This window comes from Micromonospora sicca, from assembly GCF_003172935.1.
GTDB lineage: Bacteria > Actinomycetota > Actinomycetes > Mycobacteriales > Micromonosporaceae > Micromonospora > Micromonospora sicca.
The window spans coordinates 1-11,838 of sequence record NZ_QGKS01000113.1; the positions used below are offsets into that span (position 1 = coordinate 1).

The 11,838-nt window shown below is 74.0% G+C and carries 13 protein-coding genes; 8 read left to right on the plus strand and 5 right to left on the minus strand.

From position 1 onward, the window contains the following. Positions 1-400 (plus strand): ACT domain-containing protein (locus DKT69_RS05015; RefSeq protein ID WP_146230983.1); only part of this gene is annotated, 400 nt, incomplete at its 5' end. A gap of 43 nt (positions 401-443) precedes the next feature. Here DKT69_RS05015 and DKT69_RS05020 read toward each other — a convergent pair. The 3 genes from DKT69_RS05020 to DKT69_RS05030 form a co-directional block, all read right to left on the minus strand. Beyond that, positions 444-1,166 carry an AIM24 family protein gene (locus tag DKT69_RS05020; RefSeq protein ID WP_109800416.1) on the minus strand — a complete coding sequence of 241 codons (723 nt, stop codon included), beginning with the start codon at positions 1,164-1,166 and terminating at the stop codon, positions 444-446. A gap of 95 nt (positions 1,167-1,261) precedes the next feature. Further along, positions 1,262-1,606, minus strand: a complete 345-nt coding sequence (locus DKT69_RS05025) for a metallopeptidase family protein (RefSeq protein WP_201749494.1) — start codon at positions 1,604-1,606, stop codon at positions 1,262-1,264. Positions 1,607-1,767: 161 nt separating this feature from the next. After that, positions 1,768-2,199, minus strand: coding sequence for an OsmC family protein (locus DKT69_RS05030; protein WP_109800417.1), 432 nt, complete (start codon positions 2,197-2,199; stop codon positions 1,768-1,770). 719 nt (positions 2,200-2,918) lie between these two features. Between DKT69_RS05030 and DKT69_RS05040 the strand changes: the two genes are divergently transcribed. The 3 genes from DKT69_RS05040 to DKT69_RS05050 all read left to right on the plus strand — a co-directional run bounded on the left by DKT69_RS05040 (position 2,919) and on the right by DKT69_RS05050 (position 5,474). Further along, positions 2,919-3,650, plus strand: coding sequence for a hypothetical protein (locus tag DKT69_RS05040; protein WP_109800419.1), 732 nt, complete (start codon positions 2,919-2,921; stop codon positions 3,648-3,650). A gap of 190 nt (positions 3,651-3,840) precedes the next feature. Then, the gene (locus DKT69_RS05045; protein ID WP_109800420.1) at positions 3,841-4,662 is read left to right on the plus strand and encodes an HAD family hydrolase; all 822 of its coding nucleotides are present in this window, start codon (positions 3,841-3,843) and stop codon (positions 4,660-4,662) included. Further along, positions 4,662-5,474, plus strand: coding sequence for an HAD family hydrolase (locus tag DKT69_RS05050; protein WP_109800421.1), 813 nt, complete (start codon positions 4,662-4,664; stop codon positions 5,472-5,474). The genes DKT69_RS05045 and DKT69_RS05050 overlap by 1 nt, the downstream gene beginning before the upstream one ends. 40 nt (positions 5,475-5,514) lie before the next feature. Here the strand turns inward: DKT69_RS05050 and DKT69_RS05055 are convergent, their stop codons facing one another. Next, a complete protein-coding gene (locus tag DKT69_RS05055) occupies positions 5,515-6,111 on the minus strand; it encodes a bacterial proteasome activator family protein (RefSeq protein ID WP_109800422.1) in 597 nt (198 codons plus the stop codon). Positions 6,112-6,195: 84 nt separating this feature from the next. Here DKT69_RS05055 and DKT69_RS05060 point away from each other — a divergent pair, with 84 nt between their 5' ends. After that, positions 6,196-7,023: an alpha/beta hydrolase family protein gene (locus DKT69_RS05060; RefSeq protein WP_109800423.1), complete on the plus strand. Its 828-nt coding sequence runs from the start codon at positions 6,196-6,198 to the stop codon at positions 7,021-7,023. Between the two features lie 47 nt (positions 7,024-7,070). Further along, entirely contained in the window at positions 7,071-8,276 is a 1,206-nt protein-coding gene (locus DKT69_RS05065; RefSeq protein ID WP_109800424.1) for an ABC transporter substrate-binding protein, read from the plus strand. 83 nt (positions 8,277-8,359) lie between these two features. Here the strand turns inward: DKT69_RS05065 and ddaH are convergent, their stop codons facing one another. Further along, positions 8,360-9,193, minus strand: coding sequence for a dimethylargininase (ddaH, locus tag DKT69_RS05070; protein WP_368666222.1), 834 nt, complete (start codon positions 9,191-9,193; stop codon positions 8,360-8,362). A 59-nt stretch (positions 9,194-9,252) separates the two neighbouring features. On the opposite strand from ddaH, the gene DKT69_RS05075 reads away from it, so the two are divergent. Continuing rightward, complete coding sequence (locus DKT69_RS05075) at positions 9,253-9,711, plus strand: Lrp/AsnC family transcriptional regulator (protein WP_109800426.1); 459 nt, start codon at positions 9,253-9,255, stop codon at positions 9,709-9,711. 113 nt (positions 9,712-9,824) lie between these two features. Further along, a complete protein-coding gene (locus DKT69_RS05080) occupies positions 9,825-11,768 on the plus strand; it encodes a beta-propeller domain-containing protein (RefSeq protein ID WP_109800427.1) in 1,944 nt (647 codons plus the stop codon). Positions 11,769-11,838 lie beyond the last annotated feature (70 nt).

Sequence of the window (11,838 nt, forward strand, 5' to 3'; positions counted from 1 at the left end):
GCCCGGCCCGCCCCCGCCGCCCACCGGGGACGACGTCACCTCGCTGGCCGTCTACATCGCCCACGACCGGGTGGGCGCCCTGCTGTCCGTGCTGACGGAACTGGCCGTCCGGGGGATCAACCTGACCCGGATCGAGTCCCGCCCGACCGGCGAAGCGCTCGGCCGGTACGTCTTCTTCCTCGACTGCACCGGCCACGTCGCCGACGTCCGCCTCGGCGAGGCGTTGCAGGGGCTACGCCGGGTCTGCGCCGACGTGCGCTTCCTCGGGTCGTACCCCCGGCACCGCTGGAGCGAGGCGGCGGCCGAACGGCCGGTCCCCGCACCGACGGGCCTCTCCGACGCCGACTACGCCGACGCGGCGGCCTGGCTGGCCCGGCTGCGCGCCGGCGAGCTGAGCTGACGGTCGCGGGACGCCCGGTCGGGGCGCCCCGCGGACCGGACGGTCACTGCAGCAGGCCGCCGAGCAGACCGCCCTGCTGCTGCTGGGCGCCGCTGCCCGGCACCGGCGGCTCCTCGGAGGGCTGCACCACCACGAAGCCCTGGCCGGCGAAGCTCATGGTGAACGCCTCACCGGTGCTGCGGCCGAGCAGCGTGCCCAGGCCGAGCTGCTCGGCGCGGTGGTAGCCGGTCTGGAGGTTGGCCGACCAGCAGACCGCCGCCTGCGGGTCGACGTAGGTCGGCTGGTCGACGTTGAGCACCACCGGGGTGCCCTTGGTGGTGACCGCGATCCGGCCGTGGCCGGTGAAGACGCAGTTGAACAGGCCGGACGAGGACGCCATGCCGGCGCCGCCGACCATCTTGATGTCGTACTGCAGGGTGGAGTCGAAGGCGAGCACGCTGGAGCCGTTGATCGACAGGGCGTCGCCGGGCTCCAGGTCGATGATGTGCACGTCCTTGGCCAGTTCCGCGAGGAAGACGTCACCCCGGCCGGAGAGCTTCATCAGCGGGACGCCCTCGCCGGTCAGCCGCTGCTTGATGAACTTGCCGATGCCGCCGGAGCCGAGCGCCTGGAACTGCACCTGCCCCTGGTACGCGACCATGGACCCGACCCGGGCCATCGCCTCGCCGTTCAGCTCGATCTTCAGCATCTTGGAGTTCTGCAGCCGCATTCCCGGCTGCTGGGACTCCTTCTCAAGGTTCTCCGCAGAGAACAGCGCGCTGCGCATGGGTTTCCTCCTGCATCGGGGTGTGCCTCTCCCGCAGGCTAGGGGACCCGCGCAACGGCGGGCGTCGGCCGAGCGGGGCGGAGCGGCGGGCCCGGTCAGCCCCAGCCGAGGGCGTGCAGCCGGGCGTCGTCGATGCCGAAGTGGTGGGCGATCTCGTGCACCACGGTCACCGCCACCTCGTCGACGACGTCCTCCTCGGTGTCGCAGATCCGCAGGATCGGGCGCCGGTAGATGAGGATGCGGTCCGGGAGGACGCCCGAGTAGTCCCAGCCCCGGGCGGTCAGCGCGTGCCCCTCGTAGAGGCCGAGCAGGTCCTCGCCCGGCGGCGGGTCGTCCTCGACCAGGATCACCACGTTGCTCATCAGCCCGAGCAGCTCCTCGGGCACCTCGTCGAGGGCCTCGCCCACCAGCTCCTCGAACCGCTCACGGCTCATCTCCACCGGCACGCCCCCATCCTCCCCGACCGGGGCGCGTTCCCAGCCATCAAGATCACTACCGAATCACGGCAGGAGTGCCCATCGGCGTACGGATGGGCACTCTTCCGGGAGAGCACGCCCACCGCCGGCGCCGGTCGAGGCGCCGGCGGCAGGGGCGGGATTGGTCAGGCGGCGAGGCGGGCGGTGAGGCTGATCTGCGCGCCCGGGGAGAGCAGCCGCGAGATCGGACAGTTCTCCTTGGCGGCCTCGGCCAGCTTGGTGAACTGGGCCTCGTCCATGCCGGGGACCTGGCCGACCGTCTCCAGGTCGATCCGCGTCACGGACATGCCCGCGTCGGTCTTGTCGAAGTGGACCTTGGCGGTGGTGTCCACCGCGATGTCGGTCGCGCCCGCGTCGGCGAGCTGCTTGGAGAGGGCCATCGAGAAGCAGGCGGAGTGCGCGGCGCCGATCAGCTCCTCGGGGTTGGTCCCCTCGCCCTCCTCGAAACGCGACTTGAACGAGTAGGTCCCGGTGAGCCCGCCCTTGCCGGTGCGGACGGTGCCGGCCCCGTCGGTGAGATTGCCCTGCCAACGTGCGGATGCGGTACGGATAGGCATGCCCCGACGCTAGTGCGGTGTCCACCAACGTTCAACGTGTTCCTGTTGGTTGTCATGGATCCTCACCTTTGGGGTGAGCGACTCCCCACCGGTGGGTGGGGCGGGCCTCCGCGGGCCAACTGATCCTCGCGCCACCCGGGGTGGGCGGCGGGGGTCACGTCGGGACCGTCCGGCTCCAGGCAGGTGCCGGCCGGCTCGACGGTGCGTGACCACCTGCGGCAGTACGACCGCTGCCGGGGTGGTGGATCCGCCGCCCGGCGTGCGGGTGGCGATGCTGGCGGCCGCGACGAGGTCGCGGTGCCCGGAGAATGCGCAGTGCGGGCAGGACAAGGTCCTGCCCCGGGGTTTCGGCACCCGCCGGTGGCAGGCGGGGCAGCTCGACCAGCGGCGCGTCGTGGCGGCTCCGCCGCCACGCGTTGACCTCCAACACACACGCCCACACGTCACCAGCCGAGCGCAGCAGCCCCAAGCACCGCCGCCGCGGCCCGGGCGTCAACCGCAGCGCGACACGCGCCGTGCGGTCAACCACCCGTAAGGCGGCAGGATCCCGACGACGAGGCACGGAACGAGTCAACACCACCCGTACGACGCTTCGGATGGTGGTGCGGCACGAGCTGGTTTGCGGGACTCGTCGGCGGATCCGTAGGACTTGCGGTACCCGTCGCCCGGTGCTGGCTGTGTCATGATTCGGCGCAGGCCCACGCGCGGAAGGGTGGCCGATGTCTCAGGATCTCCCCATCCCCAGGCAGGACAACCGGTCCGACGGGACGACCGTCGTGGAGTGGGGCGACGGGGAACCCGAACCGTCCGGCCGGGTCGGACGCTCGCTGGCCGGGCTGGGACGGGACCACCGGCTGCCGCTGGTGCTGGCCGGGCTCGGCGCGGTCGCCGCGGTCGCCTCGCTGATCGGTGAGTGGCTGGTGATGACGGTGCCGAACGGCGGCCCGGAGGGGAACACCTCGATCCGGGTCCCGGGCGGGGTGGCCGACGTCGGCGGCCTCGGGGTCGGCTACCTGGTCGGCCTGCTCGGTCTCGCCGGCGCGGTGGCGCTGGCCCTGCGCGGCACCCCCGCGGTCCGGCCCAACGCCCGGGTGGCCGGTCTCGGCCTCGCGGCGGCGGTGCTCGCCGTGCTCGTCGCCAGCGCGTTCTCCCTCGACGACTCGGGCCAGCGGACGCTCTTCTACTCCCCCGAGGCGGGGCTCCAGGTCGACTACGGCCGCGGTCTGGTGACCGCGTTCCTGGCCACCGTCCTGCTCGCGGCCGCGCTCCAGCTGTCCGGCCGGACCGCGCCCGCGCCGGCCACCGCCGAACCCGGGGCGGAGCCGGAACCCGGGCCGCGCGGCCGGGGTCGCCGCCGGGAGCAGGCGCGGACGGACGACCTGCCGCCGGCACCGGCCGACCTGACGGTCCAGCCCACCGTGCCGTTCGCCCGCCCTGAGCCGCCGGCCTGAGCCCTGCAAGCCGCCCGCCTCAGCGAAGCTCCGGAACGTCACCGGACGGTCGCCGCGGGTTGGTGCCCGATTCGCCGGGAAGCCGTGGTTGCGACCTGATCCGCGAGGTACGGTTGCTGCCCGCCGGTCGTGGGCCGAGGCACCGACGACCACAACGGCTGGCGCGACGGCGGCGGGCGAAGGAGGAACGATGACCCGCCCGGGCCTGCCCAAGCTGATCGCCACCGACCTCGACGGGACGCTCGTCCGCAGCGACGACACCGTCTCCGCGTACACCCACGAGGTGCTCGACCGGGTGCGGGCCGCCGGGATCCCGGTGGTCGGCGCGACCGGCCGCGGACCGCGCCTGACCGAGCTCACCCGCAACGACATCCGCGCCGCCGACTTCCTGGTGATGGCCGGCGGGGGACGGGTGGTCGACCAGAGCGACCCCAGCGGTCCGGTGGTGCTGCGCGACGAACGCCTCCCCGGCGAGGTGCTCGCCCGGCTCCTGGCCGACCTGGAGGCGGCGGTCGGCCCGCTCACCGTCATGGTCGAGGCCTCCGACGAGCACGAGGCCCCGCTCTGGGGCGACTACCACCCGAGCTGGCCCTACCCGGACCGGTTCGAGGCGCGCAGCCGCGCGGAGTGTCTCTCCACCGACGTGATCAAGGCGTTCGCCCGGACCGCCGACCACCACGTCGACGAGCTGCTGGCCACGGCCCGCCGGATCGTCCCGGCGGAGACGGCCACGCTCACCCAGGCCGGGCTCGGCTTCATCGAGATCTGCCCGCCCGGGGTGGACAAGTCCACCGGGCTCAGCGTGGTCGCGCAGACCCTCGGGGTCGACCCGGCCGAGGTGCTGGTCTTCGGCGACATGCCGAACGACCTGCCGATGTTCGCCTGGGCCGGGTGGGCGCGGGTGGCGGTCGCCAACGCCCACCCGGAGGTCCGCGCCGCGGCCGACGAGGTCACCCTGCGCAACGACGACGACGGCGTCGCGGTCTACCTGGACCGACTACTGTCCCGGTGATGGGAGAGGCACCTCGGCTGATCGCCACGGACATCGACGGCACCCTGCTCCGGGACGACCGGACGCTCAGCCCGCACACCGCGGCGGTGCTGGCCCGGATCTCCGCGCAGGGCACGCCGGTCGTGCTGGTCACCGGCCGCCCCATCCGCTGGCTCCAGCTCGTGTACGACCAGCTCGCCGAGCCGCTCCCGGCGATCTGCGCCAACGGCGCGGTGGTCTACGACCCGGTCGCCGACGAGGTGCTGCGGGCCGACCCGCTGGCCCCCGAACTGCTGGCGGAGGTGGCCCGGCGGCTGCGGGCCGAGGTGCCCGAGGTGAGCTTCGCGGTGGAGATCGTGGACAGCCGGCAGATGCGGCACGAGGCGCACTACCCGCTGCGCTGGGACGCCGACCACGACGCCATCCGGGCGGTCGAGTCCCCCGAGGAGCTGCTCTCCGCCCCGGCGGTCAAGCTGCTGGCCCGGGCCGGTGAGCAGGACCCGGACGCGTTCGTCCAACTGGTGGCGGGGGCGCTGGCGGGGCTGGCCGAGGCGACCCACTCGTCGTACAGCGGGCTGGTGGAGATCTCCGCCGCCGGGGTGACCAAGGCGGCCGGGCTGGCCTGGTACTGCGCCCGGCTCGGCATCGACCAGCGGGACGTGCTGGCCTTCGGCGACATGCCGAACGACGTACCGATGCTGACCTGGGCCGGCCGGGCGGTGGCCGTCGCCAACGCGCACCCCGCCGTCCTGGAGATCGCCGACGAGGTGACGGCGGCGAACTCCGCGGACGGCGTGGCAGCGTACCTGGAGAAGGTCTTCGGGGTGGGCTGAGCGGGCCGGGCGCCCGCGTGCGCGCGGCGCCCGGGCCCGGTCAGAGGTACTGGCCGGTGCCGTGCCCCTCGCCGCCCTGCGGCTGGCCCATGCCGGGCATCCCCGGCATGACCCCGCTGGGGCCGCTGGGCAGCGCCTGCCGGCCGGACCGCATCTGCTCGAGCTGCACCCGGGCGGCCATCTGCTGGGCGACCAGGGCCGCCTGGATGCCGTGGAACAGCCCCTCCAGCCAGCCCACCAGCTGGGCGTGCGCGATCCGCAGCTCGCTCTCGCTGGGCGCCTTGTCCTCGGTGAAGGGCAGCGAGATCCGCTCCAGCTCCTCGCGCAGCTCGGGGGCGAGCCCCTCCTTCAGCTCGACGATCGAGCGCTCGTGGATCTCGCGCATCCGGTGCCGGCTGGCGTCGTCGAGCGGCGCCGCCTTCACCTCCTCCAGCAACTGCTTGATCATGCTGCCGATCCGCATCACCTTGGCCGGCTGCTCGACCAGGCGGGTGGGGTCCTCGCCCTGCCCCTCCTCGGTCTGCATCGTGCCGACCGGCCGGCCGTCGGGACCGACCACCACCACCGTGCCGGGGATCCCGTCGGTGCCCTGCTCGTCGTTCTGTCCACCGGAAGGCGCTTCGGTCATGGGTCCCATCTTTACCCAGGGCCCGCCACCCGCGCGCGGCGGGACCGGGTCCCGGGCCGGAACCACCCGGCCGGGCGCGCTACCGTCCCGGTCATGCCCGCAGACCCGCGCGCCGTGCTGACCCGGCCCGCTCCGGCGCCGGACGCCACGGTCGCCTACGGCGACCATCCCGACCAGGTCGCCGACCTGCGCCGGCCCGCCGGCGACGGCCCGGCCCGTCCGCTGGTCGTGGTGGTGCACGGCGGGTTCTGGCGGGCGGAGTACGACCGGAGCCACACCGGCCCGATGGCGGCGGCGCTCGCCGCGCTGGGCCACCCCGTCGCCCAGGTCGAGTACCGGCGCACCGGCCAGCCCGACGGGGGCTGGCCGCACACCCTGACCGACGTGCTGGCCGGGGTGGCAGCGCTGCCCCGGCTGGCCGCCGCCGAGCTGCCGGGCCGGGTGGCTGGCGTACCGCCGATCCTGGTGGGTCACTCGGCCGGCGGTCACCTGGCGCTCTACGTCGCGGCGCACGCGCCGGAGACGGTCGGCGGCGTGCTGGCGCTGGCCCCGGTGGCCGACCTGGCCGAGGCGTACCGCCTCGACCTGGACTCGGGTGCGGTGGCCGCGCTCCTCGGCGGCGGCCCGGCGGACGTGCCCGATCGGTACGCCACGGCCGATCCATCGGCGTTGGTGCCGATCCGAGTACGCAGCGTAGTGATCCACGGCACGCAGGACCGCCAGGTGCCGGTGGCGATCAGCCGCTCCTGGGTCGCCGCGGCCCGGGCCGCCGGGTCTCCCGCCACCCTTGTCGAGCTGCCCGAATGTGAGCATTTCGGCCTGATCGCGCCGGACTCCGCCGCCTGGCCCCGGGTACTGGACGCATTGCGGTCGCTGCACGATGATCTTCCGGGCATTGACGCAGCGTCGCCAAGCAGGTAGAACGCCGAAGGGGCGATGAGCCCTGCACAGCTTTCGGAAGGAAATCGGTGTCGCAAATGAACCGCAGGCAGGCTCTTCAACTGCTGGCCGCGCTCGGTACCAGCGGACTGGCGGCCGGCTGCGGCTCCGACTCCGAGGACCCGGCCGCCAGCTCCGGCAACCCGATCAAGATCGGCCTCATCGTGCCCGGGACCGGCCCGAACAAGGTGATCGGCGAAGAGATCAGCAACGGCTTCCAGCTCTTCCTCAGCCTCAACAACCATCAACTCGGTGGGCACCCGGCGACCGTGGTGACCGCCGAGGAGGGTGAGAACGCCAAGAGCGGCCAGGCCGCCGTCGACCGCCTGCTCAAGGAGGGTGTCCTGGCGCTCACCGGCGTGGTCAGCTCCGCCGTCATGCTGGGCATCCGGGACAGCGTCGAGCAGGCGCGGGTCCCGCTGATCGGCTCGAACGCCTCCCCGACCAGCCTGCAGAGCGTCGTCTACATCTGGCGCACCTCGTACGTGCTCGACGAACCCGGCCGGGCGCTCGGCCAGTACCTCCGCGAGACCCTGCCCGCCACCAAGCGGATCACCGTCATCGCCCCCGACAGCCAGAGCAGCCGGGACGTCGTCGACGGCTTCCGGAAGGGCTACGAGGTGAACGGCCGCCGCATCGCCGCCGCGCCGATCCTCACCGCCGACATCGCCAACCCGGGCAAGGGGACGTACGGCGCCGCCATCGGCCAGGCGCTGCACCAGAGCCCCGACGTGATCTTCTGCCACTACGCCGGCCCCGCCGCGGTCCAGTTCGTCAAGCAGCTCTACGACGGGGGGTACCGCGGCCCGATCTACGCCCCCGGCTTCCTCACCGAGGGCACGGTGCTCGGCGAGCTGGAGAGCGAGGACGCCTCGATCGAGAAGTGGGGCATCGAGACGGCGCTCAACTACTCGGCCGATCTCAACAACACGGCCAACCGGGTGTTCGCCTCGGCGTACCGCGACACGTACCGGGCCTCCCCGACCACCTACGCGATGGCCTCGTACGACGCCGCCCAGGTGCTCGACAAGGCGATCCGGCTGGTCCCGGGGAACCCCACCTCGCAGCAGGTCAACCTGGCGCTGGGCAAGATCGGCCAGATCGACAGCCCACGCGGGCCCTGGCAGTTCAACCAGCCGCGCACCCCGCAGCAGAAGTGGTACCTGCGCCGGGTCCAGCGCGACGGCCAGCTGCTCTCCAACGTCGTGATCAACGAGCTGGCCACGCTCGGCTGAGTCGCCTCCCCGTTACGCCGACGGGCCGGCCTCCCGGTGGGGAGGCCGGCCCGTTCGGGTGACCGGCGTGTGGTGCGGGACGGTCAGTGGCGCAGCTCGGCGATGCAGCACTTCACGCTGCCGCCGCCCTTCTTCAGCTCGGCCAGCTCGACCGGGACCGGGTGGTAGCCCGCCGCCTTCAGCTTGCCCGCCAGCCGGCTGGCCTCGCTGTTGAGCACGACGTTGAGGCCGTCGCTGACCAGGTTGAGGCCGAAGGTCAGGGCGTCCTCGTCGTCCGCGACGACCGCGTCCGGGAAGAGCTGGGTGAGCACCCTCCGGCTGGCCGCCGAGAAGGCGCCCGGGTAGTAGACGATGTTGGTGTCGTCGATCGACGCGAGCGCCACGTCCAGGTGGTAGAAGCGCGGGTCGACCAGGCGCAGCGAGACCACCGGCCGGCCGAGCGCCTCCTGCGCCTCGGCGTGCGCCGGCAGCTCGGTACGGAAGCCGTGGCCGGCGAGGATCAGGCCGCCGTGCGCCTCCGGCAGGTACGCGAAGTCGCCCTCGCCCTCGTTGGTCTCGCTCGGCGCGATGAACCGCCAGCCCTGCGCCTCGTAGAACGCCCGGTGCGCGGCGGCCTCGGCGGCCCGCTGCTCGTGCTTGAACTGGGCGCCGTAGGCGGTGCCGTCCACCACGAAGGCGCCGTTGGCCGCGTAGACCATGTCGGGCAGCCCGCGCTCGGGGGTGAGCAGGTGCACCTCATGGCCGAGGCCGACGAGCGTCTCCCGCAGGCGGTCCCACTGTTTGACCGCCAGCTCGGCGTCGACCGGCGCGGTCACGTCCATCCACGGGTTGATGGCGTACTCGACCGCGAAGTGCTCGGGCGAGCACATGAGATATGTCCGCTTTCGCGGGACTCGCTGCTGGTTCACGGTCACCAAGAGTAGGTACGGTACAACTTTGGTAACAGCCACAACCATTGCTTCCCAGGGGCGGAACGTTGCAGATAGACGCGGTTGACCAGCGAATCATTGCGTTACTCGTGGCGGATGCCCGCGCGTCGTACGCGGACATCGGCACCCGGGTGTCACTCTCCGCCCCCGCCGTGAAGCGACGGGTCGACCGACTCCGATCCGCCGGGGTGATCCGGGGCTTCACCGCGGTGGTCGACCCGGCCGCCGTCGGCTGGACGACCGAGGCCTTCGTCGAACTGTTCTGCGCCGGCCGGACCACCCCGGCGCAGATCGGGGCGGCCGCCCGCCGGCACCCCGAGGTGGTCGGCGCGTACACCGTCTCCGGGGAGGCGGACGCGCTGGTGCACCTGCGGGCCGCCGACATCGCCCACCTGGAGGAGGCGTTGGAACGGCTGCGGGCCGAGTCGTTCGTCACCTCCTCCCGGAGCACCATCGTCCTGTCCCGGCTGGTCGAGTCGCCCGGCGTCGGCCCCTCCGGCGGCTGACCGTCCCGCGTCGCGCCGCCCCGCCCTCGCTCGCCCTTCCGCGCCGGCCGCCGAAGGGAAGCCCGGCGCGATCGGGCCGGAACCGGGCGGCGGGGGGCGGCGTCCAAGGGCGCATGAGACCGGTGACCGCCTACGCCACGACCGGAACCCTGCTGGCCCTGAGCCTGCTCGCCGGGAGCGCCGTCGCGCCCCGGGCGGCGACCCCCGACCCGACGCCACCCGCGGCCGCGCCCCGGCTCGTCGGGTACGACTCCTGCGCCGAGGCGCTGGCCGGGCTGCGCGCCGCCGCCGGCGCCGCCGTCGGGCCGTGGGGCTTCGGGGCGGGCTGGCGTACCGGGGTGGCCGATGACGTGGCGATGCCCGCCGGCGCGGCCGCGCGGCCCCAGTCGGCGCTGCCGCCCGGCGCCGGGGCCAAGGCCGGGTCGGCAGCGCCGGAGCACTCCACCACCAACAGCCACGAGCCGGGGGCGGACGAGCCGGACCTGGTGAAGACCGACGGGCGGCGGATCGTCGTGGTCAGCCAGGGCATGCTGCGGGTGGTGGACGCCGCCAGCCGCGTGGTCACCGGGCGGCTCGACCTCTCCGCGGGGGAATCGGGCCGCCGATGGTGGCCGGAGAGCAGCCTGCTGCTGCACGGGAACCGGGCGCTGGTGCTGGTCCGGCCCGCGCCGGAGGTGGTCCCGGCGACCGACCGTCCGCTCGACCCCGACCGCCCGGCCGACCCCGACCGCCCGACCAGCCCCGACCGTCCGGAGGGGCCGGAGGGGCCGCGCCTGCTCCTGGTCGACCTGGCCGGGCAGCCCACGGTCGTCGGGACGTACCGGATCGACGGGAGCCTGCTGGACGCCCGCCAGACCGGCGCGACCGCCCGGGTCGTGGTCCGCTCGCAACCCCGGCTCTCCTTCCCGTACGACGAGCGGCGCAGCGACGCGGAGCGGACCACCGTCAACCGGGCGGTCATCGCCCGGGCCGGCCTGGACGCCTGGCTGCCCCGCTACGAGTGGACGGTCGGCGGGGAGCGCCACAGCGGCCGGGTCGGCTGCGACCGGCTGAGCCGGCCGGCCGCCACCAGCGGCACCGCCCTGCTGACCGTGCTCAGCTTCGACCTGGCCACCGGCCGGCTGGGCGACGGCGACCCGGTCACCGTCGCCTCGGACGCCGACACCGTCTACGGCACCGCCGACAGCCTCTACCTCGCCGGCGCGGGCGGCGCCGGCTGGCGGCCCGGTTGGGACGGGATGCGGCGGCCCGGGCCGGAGCGCACCGACATCTACCGGTTCGACACCGCCGGCCCCGGCCGGCCCCGCTACGCGGCCGCCGGCAGCGTGCCCGGAACGCTGCTCAACCAGTACGCCCTCTCCGAGTGGCAGGGCCACCTGCGGGTGGCGACCACCCGCGCGGGGTCGGCGGCCGGGACCGAGTCGGCCGTGCACGTGCTCGCCCGGCGGGGCGACCGGTTGACGGAGACCGGCCGGGTCGACGGCCTCGGCCGGGGCGAACGGATCTACTCCGTACGCTTCCTCGGCGGCACCGGATACGTGGTGACCTTCCGCCAGACCGACCCGCTCTACGCGCTCGACCTGACCGACCCGGCCGCCCCCCGGCGCACCGGCGAGCTGAAGATCAACGGCTGGTCGGCGTACCTGCACCCGGTGCCGGGCGACCGCCTGCTCGGCGTCGGCCAGGAGGCGGACGACCGGGGCCGGGCGCAGGGCCTCCAGGTCTCGCTCTTCGACGTGCACGACCCGGCCCGACCCGCCCGGCTGGCCCGCCACCACGTGCCCGGCGGCGGCTCGGTGGCGGAGTTCGACCCGCACGCGTTCCTGTTCGACCCGACCACCGGACTGGTGGCGCTGCCGCTGAACACCGGCGGCGTCCGCCTGCTGACCGTGACCGACACGGGGATCGCCGACGTCGGCACGATCACCCTGCCGCAGGGCGGCGCCGCCAGCCGGTCCCTGCTGATCGACGGCCGGCTGTGGGCCGTCTCCGACACCGGGCTGGCGGTCATCGACCCGGCGACGGCGCGCGGCCTCGCCTGGCTGCCCTGGACCTGACACCTCCCTCCCCGGGGGGTGGGGTCCGGGAGCCGCACCGGCTTCCGGCCCCCACCCGCCGCTCCAGGCC